18 protein-coding genes are annotated in these 16,130 nt (G+C 69.4%); 6 read left to right on the plus strand and 12 right to left on the minus strand.

What is annotated here, in order from left to right; genetic code table 11:
- The first annotated feature begins 120 nt into the window (after positions 1 to 120).
- Positions 121 to 1,107, plus strand: a complete 987-nt coding sequence (locus P0592_RS14405) for a phosphoribosyltransferase family protein (RefSeq protein WP_276271600.1) — start codon at positions 121 to 123, stop codon at positions 1,105 to 1,107.
- Positions 1,108 to 1,151: 44 nt separating this feature from the next.
- Here the strand turns inward: P0592_RS14405 and P0592_RS14410 are convergent, their stop codons facing one another.
- Positions 1,152 to 2,027: a halocyanin domain-containing protein gene (locus tag P0592_RS14410; protein ID WP_276271601.1), complete on the minus strand. Its 876-nt coding sequence runs from the start codon at positions 2,025 to 2,027 to the stop codon at positions 1,152 to 1,154.
- A gap of 218 nt (positions 2,028 to 2,245) precedes the next feature.
- On the opposite strand from P0592_RS14410, the gene P0592_RS14415 reads away from it, so the two are divergent.
- Positions 2,246 to 2,575 (plus strand): helix-turn-helix domain-containing protein, encoded by a 330-nt coding sequence (locus tag P0592_RS14415; protein ID WP_419181139.1) that lies wholly within the window; start codon positions 2,246 to 2,248, stop codon positions 2,573 to 2,575.
- Entirely contained in the window at positions 2,572 to 2,874 is a 303-nt protein-coding gene (locus P0592_RS14420) for a DUF7521 family protein (protein ID WP_276271603.1), read from the plus strand. The genes P0592_RS14415 and P0592_RS14420 overlap by 4 nt, the downstream gene beginning before the upstream one ends.
- A gap of 8 nt (positions 2,875 to 2,882) precedes the next feature.
- On the opposite strand, the gene P0592_RS14425 is transcribed toward P0592_RS14420, so the two are convergent.
- Entirely contained in the window at positions 2,883 to 3,395 is a 513-nt protein-coding gene (locus P0592_RS14425; RefSeq protein ID WP_276271604.1) for a halocyanin domain-containing protein, read from the minus strand.
- Positions 3,396 to 3,612: 217 nt separating this feature from the next.
- Here P0592_RS14425 and P0592_RS14430 point away from each other — a divergent pair, with 217 nt between their 5' ends.
- Positions 3,613 to 5,142: a cryptochrome/photolyase family protein gene (locus tag P0592_RS14430; RefSeq protein WP_276273942.1), complete on the plus strand. Its 1,530-nt coding sequence runs from the start codon at positions 3,613 to 3,615 to the stop codon at positions 5,140 to 5,142.
- Here P0592_RS14430 and P0592_RS14435 read toward each other — a convergent pair whose 3' ends face one another.
- From P0592_RS14435 to P0592_RS14455, 5 genes are all read right to left on the minus strand, one after another.
- The gene (locus P0592_RS14435) at positions 5,143 to 5,844 is read right to left on the minus strand and encodes a DUF2270 domain-containing protein (RefSeq protein ID WP_276271605.1); all 702 of its coding nucleotides are present in this window, start codon (positions 5,842 to 5,844) and stop codon (positions 5,143 to 5,145) included.
- Positions 5,841 to 6,221 (minus strand): helix-turn-helix domain-containing protein, encoded by a 381-nt coding sequence (locus P0592_RS14440; protein ID WP_276271606.1) that lies wholly within the window; start codon positions 6,219 to 6,221, stop codon positions 5,841 to 5,843. Before P0592_RS14440 ends, P0592_RS14435 begins: the two co-directional genes overlap by 4 nt.
- Positions 6,222 to 6,261: 40 nt before the next feature.
- Positions 6,262 to 6,729 (minus strand): DUF6691 family protein, encoded by a 468-nt coding sequence (locus P0592_RS14445; protein ID WP_276271607.1) that lies wholly within the window; start codon positions 6,727 to 6,729, stop codon positions 6,262 to 6,264.
- Between the two features lie 106 nt (positions 6,730 to 6,835).
- Positions 6,836 to 7,309 carry a YeeE/YedE family protein gene (locus P0592_RS14450; RefSeq protein ID WP_276271608.1) on the minus strand — a complete coding sequence of 158 codons (474 nt, stop codon included), beginning with the start codon at positions 7,307 to 7,309 and terminating at the stop codon, positions 6,836 to 6,838.
- Position 7,310: 1 nt separating this feature from the next.
- Positions 7,311 to 8,501 carry an MBL fold metallo-hydrolase gene (locus P0592_RS14455; RefSeq protein ID WP_276271609.1) on the minus strand — a complete coding sequence of 397 codons (1,191 nt, stop codon included), beginning with the start codon at positions 8,499 to 8,501 and terminating at the stop codon, positions 7,311 to 7,313.
- A gap of 174 nt (positions 8,502 to 8,675) precedes the next feature.
- Between P0592_RS14455 and P0592_RS14460 the strand changes: the two genes are divergently transcribed.
- Positions 8,676 to 8,945, plus strand: a complete 270-nt coding sequence (locus P0592_RS14460; protein ID WP_276271610.1) for a sulfurtransferase TusA family protein — start codon at positions 8,676 to 8,678, stop codon at positions 8,943 to 8,945.
- The gene (locus tag P0592_RS14465) at positions 8,942 to 9,538 is read left to right on the plus strand and encodes a DsrE/DsrF/DrsH-like family protein (protein ID WP_276271611.1); all 597 of its coding nucleotides are present in this window, start codon (positions 8,942 to 8,944) and stop codon (positions 9,536 to 9,538) included. The genes P0592_RS14460 and P0592_RS14465 overlap by 4 nt, the downstream gene beginning before the upstream one ends.
- On the opposite strand, the gene P0592_RS14470 is transcribed toward P0592_RS14465, so the two are convergent.
- From P0592_RS14470 to P0592_RS14490, 5 genes are all read right to left on the minus strand, one after another.
- Complete coding sequence (locus P0592_RS14470; RefSeq protein ID WP_276271612.1) at positions 9,539 to 11,260, minus strand: ABC1 kinase family protein; 1,722 nt, start codon at positions 11,258 to 11,260, stop codon at positions 9,539 to 9,541.
- Positions 11,261 to 11,308: 48 nt separating this feature from the next.
- Positions 11,309 to 13,945, minus strand: coding sequence for a heavy metal translocating P-type ATPase (locus tag P0592_RS14475; protein ID WP_276271613.1), 2,637 nt, complete (start codon positions 13,943 to 13,945; stop codon positions 11,309 to 11,311).
- Between the two features lie 124 nt (positions 13,946 to 14,069).
- Positions 14,070 to 14,660 (minus strand): AsnC family transcriptional regulator, encoded by a 591-nt coding sequence (locus P0592_RS14480; protein ID WP_276271614.1) that lies wholly within the window; start codon positions 14,658 to 14,660, stop codon positions 14,070 to 14,072.
- 42 nt (positions 14,661 to 14,702) lie between these two features.
- Positions 14,703 to 15,410: a TMEM165/GDT1 family protein gene (locus P0592_RS14485; protein ID WP_276271615.1), complete on the minus strand. Its 708-nt coding sequence runs from the start codon at positions 15,408 to 15,410 to the stop codon at positions 14,703 to 14,705.
- A complete protein-coding gene (locus tag P0592_RS14490) occupies positions 15,407 to 16,099 on the minus strand; it encodes a metal-dependent transcriptional regulator (RefSeq protein ID WP_276271616.1) in 693 nt (230 codons plus the stop codon). The genes P0592_RS14485 and P0592_RS14490 overlap by 4 nt, the downstream gene beginning before the upstream one ends.
- Positions 16,100 to 16,130 lie beyond the last annotated feature (31 nt).

The following is a 16,130-nucleotide window of genomic DNA, read 5'->3' on the forward strand; positions in this document are numbered from 1 at the left end:
GTGAAAACGGCCCGGACATTCGGATTCGCCCCGGAGAACTGGCTGCCGGAGAGGTAACGACCCCATACTATCGACATTAACTTATATATACTAATTGTCGAGTCTCGGGACGTTCGAACGATGAATTACCGGACTTTCGGGCATCTGAACGCCGACATTAAGCGTTGGCGACGGGACCTGCCCGGCGACATCGATCTCGTCGTCGGCATCCCCCGGAGCGGTCTGATGGCCAGTAATCTATTGGCTCTCCACCTCGATCGGCCGTTGACGACGCTGGAGGGGTTCGGCCGCGGCTACACGATACAGACCGGACGGCGTCACGAGTCGGATGTCGATAGGTCGTCAGTAAGCTCCGTGCTAGTCGTCGACGACAGCGTCAACACCGGGGCGACCATGACCCGGGCGAAGCGCGAGATCGACCGCTGCTCCCGAGGAGTAGACGTCACCTACGGTGCCGTGTACACCTCTCACGAAGGCAAGGACTACGTCGACACGTACTCGCAGGTGCTTCCGACGCCGAGAGTCTTCGAGTGGAACGTGATGCACCACCCCGGGCTGTCGAACTGGTGTGTCGACCTGGACGGGGTGCTCTGTCGCGATCCGACGACCAGGGAGAACGACGACGGCGAACGGTACCGGGAGTTCGTCCGGAGCGTCGAACCGAACGTGGTCCCGTCGAAGGAGATCGGGTACATCGTCACGGCCCGGCTGGAGAAGTACCGGGACCTGACCGAAACGTGGCTCTCGACCCACGGGATCGAGTACGGGGAGCTGATCATGATGGACTACCCCGACAAACAGACCAGACAGTCGATGGGGAACCACGCGCGCTACAAGGCCAACGTCTACGAACAGACCGATGCGGACCTGTTCATCGAGAGCGAGGAGGGACAGGCGACGGCGATAGCCGACATCGCACACGGGCCGGTGTTCTGCTACGGTATGAACTACATGGTCCGGGAGGGCTGTTCGAAGCGGGTGAGCCGGCGGGCGACCCGGTCGGCGAAGACGCTGGCGTCGAATCCGGCCCGGTACGCACGCGAGTTCGTGAACGACCCGACCAGGTTCGCCGCGAAAGTCGTCAATCAGATCTTCCGGACGGGCTGATCGCCGGGCGGGGCTTCGGTGGTCGACACGCGGTTCCGGGCCGCTCACTCGACGACGACAGCGCCGCGCATCCCCAGGGCCTTGTGGGGGAGACAGGCGTACAGGTACGACCCGGTCGACTCGAAGGTGTGTTCGAAGTGGACGCCGGGTTCGGGGACCACGTCGCCGGAATCGATGTCCGCGTTCTCGAAGACGACGTTGTGAGCGCCGCCGTCGCCGGTCCACTTCCAGCGGACGGTCGTCCCGCTGTCGACTCGCAACACCGGCGGGGAGAACGCGAACTCGCCACCGTTGCCCTCGGCACCGACGGACACGGTGGTCGTCGTCGCCCCGGTCCGGTCGGTGACGGTGCCGTCGAAGTTGCCGACACTGGCCAGCCACTCGTCGACCTTCTGGTAGCCCGTCGACGGCGGTTCCTTGACGACGACGGCTCCCTTCATCCCCTCGTCTCGCCGTGGCTCGGAGACGTACGGGTAGACTCCTGGCTCGTCGAAGATGTAGTGGTAGCCGGTGCCCGGCTGGGCGTTCGTCCGGCCGCTGTCGAAGGTCCCGTCCAGCGCGACGACGTTGTGCTGGCCGCCGTGACCGGTCCAGTCCCACCGGACGGTCGTCATCGGCGGGACCTCCACGACGGTCGGGTAGAAGGCGTAGTCGTCCCCGAAGGGCTCGCCGACCGCCACCGTGGCCTGGTCGCCGGGACCGTACCGCCGTCGGTCGCCGTCGTAGCCGTTGGCGTCGGCCAGCCAGGCCTCGAGATCGGATGGCGGTGTCGTCTCCGAGTCCGGGGTCGCCGACTCGGCCGATCCCGAGACGTCGGCCGATGCGGAGGCCGTGCCGTCGGTGAGACAGCCGGAGACGGCGGTGATGCCTGCGAGGGCGGTGCCAGCGAGGAACTGTCTGCGAGTGGAGGGGCGTTTCATCGCGGCTGGACGTTCGTGTTCCGGACCACAAAGCGCCACGGTGGTTTCCAGAATCTGGAAATCGGACCGCCGTTCTACTTCGGTCGGCGTCCCACTGTCGACAGCGCCCACCGACCAGGGGTTTGAAATTCACAGTGGGTGTAGCCCACGGACACCCCGTCCACCGCTCGAACGGAGGTCCCCGCGTGTCACGAGAGGAGACGATAGATCGACAGGCGATGTTCGAGGCCCTCGCGGACCCGGACTGCCGGGCCATCCTCGCGACGCTGGAGGAGCCCCGGCCGGCCAAGGCGGTCGCGGAGGCCTGTGACCTGCCACAGACGAGCACGTACCGGAAGCTCCAGCAGTTGAGCGACGCCTCGCTCGTCGAGGAACGGACGGACGTCCGGGCGGACGGGCACCACGCGACCGCATACGTCCGTGACTGCTCGGGCGTCTTCGTCGCCGTCGACGGCGACGAACCGTTCGAAGTCGACATCGTCCGTGACCCCGAGTCGCCGGACGAGCGGCTCGCCCGGCTCTGGACGCGGATCAGCGAGGAACTATGACAGGAGAAATCACCCCACTCGTCGTCGCACTCAAGACCGTGACGCTCCTGCTCGGCGGGCTCATCACGTACTTCGCCGCCAGCGCCGCGGTCACGACAGAGGCACGGCCGCTTCAGCTACTCGCCGTCGGGTTCGCGACGGTCACGCTCGGATCGCTCTCGGCGGGCGTCGCGGACCAGATCCTGTCGGTCGACACCGGGACGGCGCTGGTCGCGGAGAGCGCGCTCACGGCGGTCGGTTTCGCGATCATCACCTACTCGCTGTACGTCGCGAGTCGGTCGTCGCTCGGCGGCCGCTGACGCCGCCGTTACTCGACGACGACAGCGCCTTTCATCCCGACGCCCTTGTGCGGGGTGCAGAAGTACAGGGAGTTGCCGCTCTCCTCGAAGGTGTACTCGAAGGTGTGGCCCTCCTCGCCGGTGAGTTCGCTCTCGTAGGCCCCGCTCTCGGCGACGACGTTGTGGGAGGCACCCTCGCCGGTCCAGCGCCAGGTGACGGTGGTGCCGGCGCTGACCCGCACCGCGGGCGGCGCGAACGCGAAGTTCCCGCCGTTGCCCTCCGCGCCGACCGAGATCTCGACGGCGTCGGAGCCGGTCCGGTCGGCGACACTCCCGTCGAAGTTGCCGACCTCCGAGAGGTAGTCGCTGACCTCGCTTGGGACGCCGCCGTCGCCGCCGTCCCCGCCGTCGCCACCGTCGCTGCCGTCGCTCCCGTCACCGCCGCTACCGCCGCCACCGGAACCGCCGCAGCCGGCCAGCAGTCCGGCGGCCGATACCGCCGCAGTACCGATGAACGTCCGACGAGTCGGCTTGTCTGACATACACTCGAACTCGGGGCTACGGACTGAAAAACCAGTCGCTTGTCGCAGGACAGAAAGCTTGATACCGCTCGATTCGCGGTGTTCGGCCCCGAACGCGCCGACTCCGGGAATCACGATCGCCGAATATGTTCGCCCGGGGTCACGACACCGACACAGTTCGGACCGGGGTTGAAACGGCCGCGGTCACAAGTGGCCGTATGCGACAGAGGTGGACTGCGTGACGGTCTGGGTCCGGGGCGACCAGCTGACACGGCGGCGGGGGCCGCTGGCCGACCGGCCCGGCGAGCGGGTCCTGTTCGTCGAGGCGGCGTCGTTCGCGGAGAAGCTCCCCTACCACCCGCACAAGCTGACGCTGGTGTTCAGCGCGATGCGGCACCTGCGAGACGATCTCCGACAGGCGGGGCGGCCCGTCGACTACCGGCGGGTCGAGACGTTCGAGGCGGGACTCCGGGACCACTTCACGGCCCACCCCGAGGACACGCTCGTCGCGCAGCGGCCCCAGACCGACGGAGCCCGCCAGCGGATCGAGGGCATCGTCGCCGACGCCGGCGGGAGCGTCGAGTTCGTCCCCGACGAGCGGTTCCTCTGCTCGCCCGAGCGGTTCGACGAGTGGGCGGGCGACGACGGTACCTACCGCCACGAGGAGTTCTACCGGATGCTGCGCCGTGAGACCGGCTACCTGATGGCCGACGGCGACCCGGTCGGGGGCGAGTGGAACTACGACGACCAGAACCGGGAGACCCCGCCAGACGACTGGGAGGCCCCCGAGGCTCCAGCTTTCGAACCGGACGAGACGACCCGCGAGGTGGCCGCGTGGGTCGCGGAGCGGTTCGACGGCGGCTACGACGAGCCCCCGTTCGGCGGTGACTGGGCCGACCCCGAGACGTTCCGCTGGCCTGTCACGCGCAAGGAGGCGGTCGAGGCGCTGGACCACTTCGTCACCCACCGACTTGCGGAGTTCGGCCCCTACCAGGACGCGATGCTCGGCGACGAGTGGGCGCTGGCTCACAGCCTGCTGTCGACGTCCCTGAACCTCGGGTTACTGGGTCCCAGTGAGGTGATCGAACGGGCGATCGCGGCCTACGAGGACGGCGACGCGCCGCTGAACAGCGTCGAGGGGTTCGTCCGGCAGGTGCTGGGCTGGCGGGAGTTTATGCGGCACGTCTACCGCCGGGAGATGCCGGAGCTGGCGACGGCGAACCAGCTGGGGGCGAACGAGGACCTGCCGGAGCTCTACTGGACCGGCGAGACGGAGATGGCCTGTCTCTCGGACGTGGTCGACGGCGTTCGGAAACGGGGCTACTCCCACCACATCGAGCGGCTGATGATCCTCTCGAACTTCGCACTGTTGTACGGCGTCGAACCCGCGCAACTGAACCGGTGGTTCCACGCGGGCTACGTCGACGCCTTCCACTGGGTGACGACGCCGAACGTCGTCGAGATGGGCTCGTACGGGGCGGGCGTGTTCGCGACGAAACCCTACGCCGCCTCCGCGAACTACGTCGACGGGATGAGCGACTACTGCTCGGGCTGTCCCTACTACAAGACCAAGACCACCGGCGACGGCGCGTGCCCGTTCAACGCGCTGTACTGGGACTTCCTCGACCGCAACGAGGACCAGCTGCGTTCGAACCACCGGATGGGGCTGGTCTACGGCCACGTCGACGACAAGAGCGAGGGCGAACTCGACGACATCCGCGAGCGGGCCGACGAGGTCCGGGCGATGGCCCGCGAGGGGAGCCTCTGACTACTCGCGCCAGTCGTCGACGGCACACTCCCGCAGCTCCGACCGGGAGTGCCACTCGCGGGGGCGGACGGCGACGACGACGCCGGCGAGGTACGCCACCGCGACGGCCACCGTGACGACGACCCCGGGGACCATCCCGATGGCCGCGCTGGCGGGCCAGTCGCCGCTCTCGGCGAAGGCAGTCACGCGGATGAGCCAGGCGGCGGTGACGACGGTGAACAGCGCGAGGTAGACGCGGCGGAGCCGGTGGGCCAGCGCCTCCTCGAAGGGGACCTTGAGTGTCGGGCGCTCGTAGTCGCGGCCGAGCTTCCGCCGCCACCCGTCGTCGTCGACGGGCTCGCTGGGATCGAGGCCGTGCGCCCAGACGTTCTGCTGGACGAGGCGGACCCGCGAGCGCCACACGTCGAACCCGCGGTACCGGTGGGCCTCGATGCCGAGGAAGACCCCCAGCGTCACCATCCCCACCAGCACCAGGTAGTGGGGGTTCGTCGGGTCCGAGAACGCCCACGTCAGGATGGCGGCGATGACCGTCACCGCCCAGTTGGTGGTCCGGTCCAGTCGCTCGCGCCAGCGGGTCATCCGGTGGACCTCGCCGCGGTAGAGGTGGGCCATCGACGAACTCGGGCCCATGTCCCGCTCGAAGAGGCCCGCCCCGATGCCGCGCTCCGCCTCGCCGCTGGGGTCGAACTCCTCGTCGGTCATGCGCGTTCGCCGAACTTCTCCCGGAACTCGTGGATGAGCTGTCCCATCTTGGCGTAGTAGTCGTTGAGCTCTCGCTGCATCCGATCCGCGATCTCGTCGGGGTCGGTCGGTTCGTAGACGTGGTAGTAGCCGCTGCCCTCGCCGCTGACCTGCGTCTGGACGACGAGGTCGGCGTCGTGGAGCCGCTGGACCGACCGGTAGGCGGTCGTCCGGTCGCGGTCCACTCGCTCGGCGAGTTCGTCCACCGTCAGGGGCTCGTCGCTGCCGACCAGCGTCTCGAAACACCGGCGGTCGAGGTCCGTGAGCCCGTGGAAGCAGTCCAGCAGGAACTCACACTCCAGGTCCTCCTCCAGCGTCGCGCGGATGGCCTCGGGCATCACTCCCACCTCCGGGCCGCCGCCGGCATAGTGGTGTCGCTCACGCCGACCCCTCCGTCTCGGCGCGTCCGGCCTCGCCCGACGACGACCGGGCGACGCCCTGGAGGTACGCGCCGGCGAACATCCCGACGACCGCCCAGAGGATGGTGACGTTGCCGACGCCGAGGCTGGCGTAGGCCGCACCGGGACAGATGCCCGACAGGCCCCAGCCGACGCCGAAGATCCCGCCGCCGACGAGGACGTTCCTATCCATCGACTTCACGCGCTTCCCGAACTCGCGGCCGGTCAGCGGCGCGGTCCGCCCCGTCGCCGAGGCGGCGGCGAAGACGAGCCCGGCGACGACGCTGGCACCGCCCAGGACGAGCAGCAGGCCCAGGTCCGTCAACTGGAGGAACCGCAGGACGACCTCGGGCCGGTACATCCGACTCAGCCCGAGTCCGAACCCGAAGACGACCCCGCCGACCGCGACGGCCGGCAGGAACAGCGGGTGGCGGCCGGCGTCGCTCACGTGTCGCCCCCTCCGGTCGCTCCCGCTCGCTCGTTTCGAGCCCCTCGCCGTGCGCTCCCCGAGGCGCTCGCTCCGTTCGCGGGTCGCTCCGCTCGCGTCTCGCGGCTCACGGCGTCACCCCCAGTGCCGCCACGACCTGTGCGGTGCCGACGGCGACCCCGACGAACGTGGCGACGTTCACGAGGGAGGTCTCCGAGAGCGAGCCGACGCCACAGACGCCGTGGCCGGAGGTACAGCCCTTCCCGAGGCGGGTCCCGACGCCGACGAGGACGCCGCCGACGAGGAGCCGCCACCACTGGACGTCGGTCGTCCAGCCGAACTCGCCGAACGCGAGGCCGTAGAGCGCGCCGCCGGCCGCGATGCTCAGCGTGAACACGACGCGCCAGTCACGCGACGCCCGGAAGCGGTACTGCTGGAACCGGGACCGGTCGGAGACGTACGACAGCGTCGACTCCAGGAACGTGCTCGCGCCGGCGACGATCCCCGTCGAGAGGTAGACGACGGCGGTCCCGGTCCCGATGAGCAGCCCCCCGAGCAGGTAGTGGACCCAGCCGTTCGGCAGCAGCGTCTCGGCGACCATCTCACCCCTCCGTCATCGCGTCGGTCGTGGCCGCGCAGTTGTTCGGCCCCCGCTCCAGTTCGGCGACGCCCTCGTCGTCGACCCGCCGGTCGCCGAGGTTCGTCGCGATGATCGCCTCGTAGTTGTCGGGCCGTGGCGGCATATCGTCGAGGACGAACTCGACGAACGCCTCGCGGTCGCGGTCGAGTGCAGGCATCGACTCGGCGAGGTATCCGAGGCGGTCGGTGAAGCTGCCGTCGTCGGCCCGCTCGGCCGCGTCGCTGGCGTGGCCGGGCGCGACCAGGGTGTCGTCGGGCAGCGGGAGAATCCGCTCGTGGAGCGTGTCGTACAGTCGCCGGGCGGCGTCGGGCGCGCCGTCGGCCCCGCCCTCGAGGTCCGGCCGCGCGACGCTCTCGACGAACAGGCCGTCGCCGGTCAGCAACACGGCGTCGTCGACGAGATACGAGGTCATCCCGCTCGTGTGGCCGGGGGTGTGAACGGCCTCGACGACCGTCTCGCCCACCGTGAGCGTCCCGCCGTCCGCGACGGTGTCGTAGTCGACCGCGTAGTCGACGCCGCGCTCGGCGGCGGCCGCCGGGACCACGGCGCGGACGCCGTGATCCCGTGCGAGCGTCCGGACGCCGCTGACGTGGTCGGCGTGGACGTGGGTGTCGACGGCAGCGACGAGGTCGGCCCCCCGCTCCGCGGCCGCGTCGACGTACTCGTCGGCGAAGGCGTGCAGCGGGTCGACGACCAGCGCCTCGTCGCCGTCGACGATCAGGTAGGAGAGACAGCCCGAGGACGGCCGGTGGAACTGGACGACGGCCGCGTCGGTGTCGGCCGAGAGCTCGGTCGCCTCCAGCACCGTCTCCCAGCCCTCCATCCCGTCCTCGACGGCGACCACGTCGTCGACGCCCGCGTCCCCGAGCACGTCGGCCACGTACTTGCTCGACAGCCCCTTCGCGCAGACGGTGTACAGCGGGCGTGCGTCGGGCAACTCCGCCAGGGCGTCCTCGGGGACGCCGTCGAGGAACTCGTAGTAGGGGACGTTCGCGAACGCGACGCCGTCGCCGTCGATGCGCCAGTCGTCGACGTCCGCGGGTGCCCGCGTGTCCAACACGCCGAACCGCTCGTCGCTCACGAGGCGGTCGTGGACGGCACTCGGCGATTCGGTCGGCACGTCGTCGGGAATCGGGAACGGTTTCTCGCTCATCGTGTGCTCCAACCTAACCGACCAGCGGTACAAAAGAGTTGTGTATAGATTGCAATATCTACGAAACATTCTGTGTCTGAGGGCTATAGAAAACCTCCAAAACAACCATATTCAAGCTCTGGGCTGCGGAGGATTTATCACCTGACACAATATACTGTGTTTCGAGTGCAAGATATGACGGACACACTCACAACGGAGAACGCGGACAGCACGATCGACGTGACCGGCGAGTCCTGCCCGATGCCGGTCGTCAGGACCAGACAGGCGGTCGACGACCTCGCGGTCGGCGAGGTGCTGGAGGTACTCGCGACCGACGCCGGGAGCGTGAGCGACATCGACGGCTGGGCCGGCTCGGTCGACGAGGTCGAACTGCGCGCACAGGCCGAGAACGAGGAGGACGGGCGGGTCGTCTACCGCCACTACGTCGAGCGAGTGGACGGATGAGCGGGAGGAACGGCGCGGCCGCGAGCGGTGCGGGCTCGGCCGACGAGAGGACGGAGCCGGCGGCCGAGGTGGCCGCGCTCCGGGAGCGCGTCGACGAGCTGGAGTCGACCGTCGAGGCGTTGCGCGACGGCGACGAGAGACGGATGACCATCATCGCGACGAAGGGGTCGCTGGACATGGCCTATCCACCGCTCATCCTCGCCAGCACGGCCGCCGCCTTCGGCTGGGACGTGACGGTGTTTCACACGTTCTGGGGGCTGGACATCCTCCACGAGGAACGCTCGCAGGACCTGAAAGTCAGCGCGGTGGGCAACCCCAGCCTCCCGGTGCCGAACGCGCTGGCCGCGCTGCCGGGCGGGGACTCGCTCGCGACGTGGTACATGAACCGCGAGATCGACGAGAACGGGACGGCGACGGTCGAGGAGCTGATCGAGACCAGCCTGGAGCTGGGCGTCGACCTCCAGGCCTGCGAGATGACGACCGAGCTGTTCGACTACGATCACGGCGACTTCTACGACGGCGTCACGACGGGGGTCGGCGCGGCGTCGGCGTTGTCCGAGATGGCCGACGCCGACGTCCAACTGCTGGTCTGACTACCCGTCGTCCCGTCGCTGGCGCATCTCGTGGCGCGTGAACTGCGGAGTCGCGAGCGCCCGTCGCCGCCGGCGGAACGACCACCACAGCACGCCCAGGGTTCCGGCGGAGACGGCGAGCGACAGCGCCGCGGCCTGGACGCTGGCGGCGGCGTAGAAGAACGCCGCCACGGGGACGCCGGCGGCGGCGACGATCCCCAGCAGGAGCCGCCGTGCCATCGTTCGGGCCAGGCCGTCGCTGTCCCGGAGCACCGCCTCGACCGCCAGCTCGTCCCGGAGGGCGCTGTCGAGGACGGCCTCGGCCCGCGGTGCCGTCGTCGCCAGCGAGCGCGCCGAGGCCGTCGCCCGCCGCTGAACCTCCTCGCGGAGCGCGTCGCCGGCGTCGTCGAGTCCCTCTTCCATCACGTAGTCGGTGATAACCTCGATGAAGTCGAACTCGGGGTCCAGCGTCCGGCAGACCCCCTCCAGGACGGTGGTCACGCGCACGACCAGCGCCAGGTCGCGCGGGAGCCGCATCGGGAACTCGTACAGCTGGGCCTCGAACTGCCCGACGAGCTGTTCCACGCGGTAGTCGCTGACGTCCTCGCCGCGGAACTGCTCGATGACGATGTCGAACGCCTCGCGCATCACCTCCCGGTCGGCCGTCGGATCGAGCGCACCCATCGCGACGAAGGCGTCCATCACGCGGTCGGTGTCCTCGGTCGCGAGCCCGACGTAGAACTCCAGCAGGTGCTCCCGGACCCGGGGCCCGAGCCGTCCGGTCATCCCGAAGTCGTAGAAGACGAGCGTCCCGTCCGCCTGGACGGCGAGGTTGCCGGGGTGGGGGTCGGCGTGGAAGCGGCCGTCCTCGACGATCATCTCGATGTAGACCTCCTCAAGCCGCTGGACGAGCGCCTCGCGGTCGACGCCGACCCGGTCGAGCTCGGCCACGTCGTCGATCTTCACCCCGTCGATGTACGTCATCGTCACCACGCGGTCCGTCGAGTGGCTGTCGACCACGTCGGGGATGGCCACGTCCTCGGCGTCGGCGAAGTCCCCGCCGATCTCCCGGAGCATCCGGGCCTCGTGGGCGTAGTCCATCTCCCGGCGGATGGTCGCAGCGAACTCCTCGGTGACGTTCTCCAGCGAGAACGCCTGCGCGGGGTCGGCCCCCCTGGTCAGGATCGGCGTCAGTCGGGCGAGCACCCTGAGGTCCGACTCGACGCGCTCGCGGATGCCCGGCCGCAGGACCTTCACGGCCACGCGCTCGCCGCCGAGCTCGGCCTCGTACACCTGCCCGAGCGACGCGCCGCTGATCGGGTTCGTGTCGAAGGCGTCGAACCGCTCGTCGACTGGCGCACCCAGCTCCCGCTCCAGCACCGGTTCGATCTCGCCCCAGGGGTCCGGCGGCACCTTGTCCTGGAGGTCCGAGAGCACGTCGATGTACTCACGCGGGAGCGCGTCGGGGCGCGTCGACAGCATCTGTCCGAGCTTGATGAACGCCGGGCCGAGGTCGAGGAACGTCTCCTTGAGCCGCTCGGCCCGACGGGTCCGCTCCTCGCTGTCGACGTTTCGGGACCGCCCGAACAGGAGGAACCGCTTCCGGTCCCGCGCCCACGCCAGCGCGAACGGGAGGAACCGCCAGGCGACGACCAGCGCGCGCCGGAGCGCGCGGACGGTGACGCGGGCTCCCGAGGGCGTGGTGTCGCTGGCCGATCCGGCGGCCGCCTTGGCGTCGCTCACTGGTGACTCTCCGGGTTCGAGACTGTTGAGTGTACTGGAACCGGCCGGTCAGCGGCCGAACAGCCCCAGCAGCCGGTACTCCTCGTCGGGCTCGTAGCGCCGGAACAGGAGGCTGTTGGTCAGCACGGACACCGACGACGCGGCCATCGCGCCGGCCGCCAGCGCGGGCTGGAGCAGGCCCAGCGAGGCCAGCGGGATCATCACCGTGTTGTAGCCCAGCGCCCAGAAGAGGTTCTGCTTGATCTTCCGGAGCGTGGCTTCGGAGATCCGGATCGCCTTGACCACGTCGGCGGGGTCGTCACGGAGCAGCGTCACGTCGGCGGCCTCGATGGCCACGTCGGTGCCGGAGCCGATCGCACAGCCGACGGCTGCCGTCGCCAGCGCGGGCGCGTCGTTGACGCCGTCGCCGACCATCATCGCCCGGCTGCCGTCCGCCTGGATGTCCTCGACGGCCGCGGCCTTGTCCTCCGGGAGGACGCCGGCCCGGACGTTCTCGGGGTCGATGCCGACCTGTTCGGCGACGGCGCGGGCCGTCCGCTCGTTGTCGCCGGTGATCATCCAGACGTCCAGGCCGCGCTCGCGGAGCTGGGAGACGGCCCGCTTCGCGCTCTGCTTGACGGTGTCGGCGTCGGCCACGAGCCCGACGAGCCGGAAGTCGTCGGTCCCCGCCTCCGCGAGCGCGACTAGCATCGCGGTCTTGCCCTCGCGTTCGAGCTCGTTCAGCCGCTCCTCGGCGGGTGCGGTGTCGACGCCCGCGTCCGCGAGCAGTTTCCGGTTGCCGACCAGCACCTCGCCGTGGGGCGTCGTCGCGCGCACGCCGTGGCCGGGGACGTTCTCGAACTCCTCGGGTTCGGGCACGTCGACACCCCGCTCCCGCGCGCCCGCGACGATCGCCTCGGCCAGCGGGTGTTCGCTGCCCCGCTCGGCGCTGGCGGCCAGTTCCAGGACGAACTCCTCGGTGAGTTCACGCCGTTCCCGGAGCCCGCCGTCGGACCGGGCCTCGCCGCCGTCCGCAGCGGTCCCGACGACCTCCACGTCGGTCAGTTCCATCTCTCCCTTCGTCAGCGTCCCCGTCTTGTCGAAGACGACGGTGTCGACGTCCCGGACCTGTTCGAGCACGTCGCCGCCCTCGAAGAGGACGCCGTTGCGCGCGCCGATGGTCGTCCCGACCATCGTGGCCGCGGGCGTCGCCAGCCCGAGCGCGCAGGGACAGGCGATCAGCACCGCCGAAGCGAACACGACGACGGCGAACTCCGTGACACCGACGGCGGCGGGGCCGCCGGCCGCCAGCCCCCAGGTCGGGAGCGCCGCGACGAAGCCGGCCAGCGCCGCCGGGAACAGCGCCCAGACGACCGCCCAGAGGACGGCGTTGGCGATGACGGCGGGCACGAAGTACGCGGAGATGCGGTCGGCGACGTTCTGGATCTCCGGCTGGCGGGACTGGGCGGTCTTGACGCGCTCGACGATCTGCTGGAGCGCCGTCTCGGAGCCGACCTTCGTCGCCTCGACCTCGAGAACACCGTTCTGGTTCACCGTCGCGCCGATGACCTCGTCGCCCTCGCTCTTCTCGACGGGGACGGACTCGCCGGTGACCATCGACTCGTCGACCGCCGAGTCGCCGTCGACGACGACGCCGTCGGTCGGGATCTTCTCGCCGGGTCGGACCTTCAGGCGGTCGCCGACCGCGACCTCGGAGAGTGGGATCTCCTCCTCGGTGCCGTTCTCGCGGACGACCGTCGCCGTGTCGGCCTCCATCTCAAGCAGTTCGCGGATGGCCGCGCCGGCCTGGCTCTTCGAGCGGGCCTCCAGGTAGTTGCCCAGCGTGATGAACACGAGGATGAACGCCGCCGTGTCGAAGTACAGGCCCGTGCTCGCGATGAGGTCCAGCAGCGCGACCAGCGAGTAGCCGTACGCCGTGGTCGAACCCAGCGCGATCAGTACGTCCATGTTGGCCCGCCTGTTCCGCACGAGGGCCTTGTACGCGTTCTCGTAGAACGGCTTGCCCAGCGCGACCTGGACCGGCGTCGCCAGCGCGAACTGCACCCAGCCCAGCGGCACGCCCAGCAGCGTCTCCTCGAACAGGCCCAGTGAGAGCAGGTGATCGGCCATGAAGAGCAGCAGGGGGAGCGACAGCGCCGCGCCGAACAGCGTCAGGCGGAGCTGTCTGCGCACCTCCGCGCCCCGGGCGGCGTCGGCCGCGGACTCGCCGGTCTCGCTCTCGCCGGCGGCCCCGTCGGCCGTCCCCTCGCCGGTCTCGCTCCCGCCCTCGCGGACCGGAGTGTAGCCGGCCGACTCGACGGCGTCGTAGAGGGCCGACCGGTCCGTGACAGAGGGGAGGTAGGTGACGCGGGCCTCGTCGGTAGCGTAGTTCACGTCGGCCGCGACGACGCCCTCGACCGATTCGAGCGCGTCCGCGTTGGCGTCCGCGCAGTTCGCGCAGGACATGTCCGTGATCGAGACCGTGACGGACTCGGTCACGACGCCGTAGCCGGCGTCCTCGACCGCGTCGACCACGTCGGCCAGCGACACGCGCTCGGGGTCGTAGCTGACGCTCCCCTCGTCGGTGGCGTAGTTGGCGTCGACGGACTCGACCCCGGCCAGCCCGCCGACGGCGTCCTCGATCGTCGCCGAGCAGTTGGCGCAGCTCATCCCCGTCAGTTCCAGGCGGACGGTCCGTGTGGCCATCTCACCGACTAGTACGGGGTACTACTTGATGCGGTTTTTCCCTCAGATACAGCGCTCGGATGGCGCATTCAGTTTCGATTCCAAACCGAAACTGCGGTACATTCTTGGATGATCTAGTACGGGTTCACGCCCCCTCCTTGAGCGACTCGTACTGCTCGACGAACTGCGACTCGCAGGAGCCACAGCAGAAGTAGTAGGTCTCGCCGTCCAACGCCGTCCGCTCGCCCTCCTCGTCGACGGTGTTGCCACACTCGGCACAGGCGGGGGCGAACTCGGCCGTCCCGAGGCCGGGCGTCCACTCGCTGTCGGCGACGAGGCGGACGGCGTGGTCCTCGACGGCGTCGAGGTCGACGTGCGCCGCCAGCAGGTCGGGGACCTCACCCTGCGGGACCGTCGCTGTCGCGGTCACGCGGGCGTCGGCCGTCCGGAACACGTGTTCGACGGCCTCTGCGTCGGCCAGTCCCTCCCGGACCTCGGCGGCACGACCGGGACTGACGTCGACCTCCAGCAGCACCGGCACGCCCGAACGGAGCAGCGAGCGGTCGAGGTCGACGGTGAACCCCCGAACGACGCCCATCTCTTCCAGGCGGTCGACGCGGTCGGAGACGGCCGGTGCCGAGAGGCCGACCTGATCGGCGATGTCACTGAAGGGGCGTCGGGCGTCGTCGAGCAGCAGGCGGACGATCTCGCGGTCGGTGTCGTCGAGGCCACGCATAGGTGCCCCTCGTCGGGCCGGCCTATTGAGTGTCGCCCCCGCTCAGAACGGGAGCGCACCCGCCACCGCGCTCACCATCGTCTCCCAGAGGGAGAAGCCGAACAGGACGTTCAGCCCGAAGTCGACGGCGAAAAAGAGGAACAGCGCCGCGCCGGCGAAGTGGGCCTTCCGGAGGTCGATGCTGTGGGAGAAGCGGTAGAAGAACAGCGCGTTCGCCAGGCTGACGGGGATGATGGCGAGCATCTCGCCGGTCCAGATGGCGGTCGGGTGGGCGGCGTACTGGGCGGCCAGCGAGACTGTGACGAGCTGGGTCTTGTCGCCGAACTCCCCGAAGGCCATCATCGCGAAGATCGGCAGGAACCCGCCGAACTTGTTGGGCACCTTCCAGTCGACGACGGGGACGCGGACGTCGAGCTCCCCGCCGTCGGTGAGGACGGCGCTGGCGGGCTCGCGGTTCGAACTGTCCTTCCCGGGGGCGGTCCGGAGGAGGAGGTAAGCGAACAGGACGAAGAGGACGGCGGTCATCGCGTCGAGGTAGATGCCCGGGAGGAGCTGCAGGACGGTCCGACCGAACCAGATCTCGACGGCGGTCCAGCCGGCGAAGGCGGTGCCGGCGGCGGCGACGACGAGGTACGGGCTGAACCGCGTCGACAGGCCCGCGATGATGAACTGGACCTTCTCCCCGGGCAGGACCGCCAGTTGCGCGCCAGCCGCGATGACCAGGACGGTGAGCCACGTCGCCTCGCTCACACCTCGCTCACTCCGTTGGCGACCTCGTCGTCGACGCGCCGGACCTGGATCGCGCTCGCGATGTGGGCCGGCAGCGACACCGTCTCGCCGTCGTCGAACCGCAGTGTCACCATGTCGATCGGCGCGACCTCGGCCACGACGAGTTCGGTCCCCGGTGTCACTCCGGCGTCGTCGAGGTACGTGAGTTCCTCGGGGTCGCGGTCACGGACGCGTGCGACCTCAAGTCGGTCGCCCACCTCGTGGTCGAGAAGGGTCGCCGCCGGTCCGTCGTCGACGGGTTCGAGTTCGTCGCTGGGGATCGGGTCGCCGTGGGGGTCGACTTCCGGCTCGCCCAGCGCGGCGGCGACGCGTCGCTCGAACTCCTCGCTGATGTGGTGTTCGAGCGTCTCGGCCTCCTCGTGGACCTCCGACCAGTCGTAGCCGAGCTGATCCGTGAGAAACGTCTCCAGCAGCCGGTGGTGGCGGATGACCTCCAGGGCGACCGTCTCGCCGTCGGGCGAGAGCGTCACGCCCTTGTACTTCTCGCGTTCGACCAGTCCCCTGTCCTCGAGTTTCTCGATCATACTGGTGGCCGTCGGCGGCGTCACGTCCAGCGTCTCCGCGATGGTGGAGGTGGCGACCGGCGGGTCCCCCTCGCGCTCCAACTGGTAGATCGCCTTCAGATAGTCCTCCATCTTCGCGCTCAACATACCTGGGATTAGACGAGTCTAACTGATAAAT

It is taken from the genome of Haloarcula litorea (assembly GCF_029338195.1).
GTDB classification, from domain to species: domain Archaea; phylum Halobacteriota; class Halobacteria; order Halobacteriales; family Haloarculaceae; genus Haloarcula; species Haloarcula litorea.

Bases quoted from the DNA above. Each gene is read 5' to 3' on its own strand.
- P0592_RS14405 (WP_276271600.1), top strand. From the start codon at position 121: ATGAATTACCGGACTTTCGGGCATCTGAACGCCGACATTAAGCGTTGG.
- P0592_RS14410 (WP_276271601.1), bottom strand. From the start codon at position 2,027: ATGAAACGCCCCTCCACTCGCAGACAGTTCCTCGCTGGCACCGCCCTC.
- P0592_RS14415 (WP_419181139.1), top strand. From the start codon at position 2,246: ATGTTCGAGGCCCTCGCGGACCCGGACTGCCGGGCCATCCTCGCGACG.
- P0592_RS14420 (WP_276271603.1), top strand. From the start codon at position 2,572: ATGACAGGAGAAATCACCCCACTCGTCGTCGCACTCAAGACCGTGACG.
- P0592_RS14425 (WP_276271604.1), bottom strand. From the start codon at position 3,395: ATGTCAGACAAGCCGACTCGTCGGACGTTCATCGGTACTGCGGCGGTA.
- P0592_RS14435 (WP_276271605.1), bottom strand. From the start codon at position 5,844: ATGACCGACGAGGAGTTCGACCCCAGCGGCGAGGCGGAGCGCGGCATC.
- P0592_RS14440 (WP_276271606.1), bottom strand. From the start codon at position 6,221: ATGCCCGAGGCCATCCGCGCGACGCTGGAGGAGGACCTGGAGTGTGAG.
- P0592_RS14450 (WP_276271608.1), bottom strand. From the start codon at position 7,309: ATGGTCGCCGAGACGCTGCTGCCGAACGGCTGGGTCCACTACCTGCTC.
- P0592_RS14455 (WP_276271609.1), bottom strand. From the start codon at position 8,501: ATGAGCGAGAAACCGTTCCCGATTCCCGACGACGTGCCGACCGAATCG.
- P0592_RS14460 (WP_276271610.1), top strand. From the start codon at position 8,676: ATGACGGACACACTCACAACGGAGAACGCGGACAGCACGATCGACGTG.
- P0592_RS14465 (WP_276271611.1), top strand. From the start codon at position 8,942: ATGAGCGGGAGGAACGGCGCGGCCGCGAGCGGTGCGGGCTCGGCCGAC.
- P0592_RS14475 (WP_276271613.1), bottom strand. From the start codon at position 13,945: ATGGCCACACGGACCGTCCGCCTGGAACTGACGGGGATGAGCTGCGCC.
- P0592_RS14480 (WP_276271614.1), bottom strand. From the start codon at position 14,660: ATGCGTGGCCTCGACGACACCGACCGCGAGATCGTCCGCCTGCTGCTC.
- P0592_RS14490 (WP_276271616.1), bottom strand. From the start codon at position 16,099: ATGTTGAGCGCGAAGATGGAGGACTATCTGAAGGCGATCTACCAGTTG.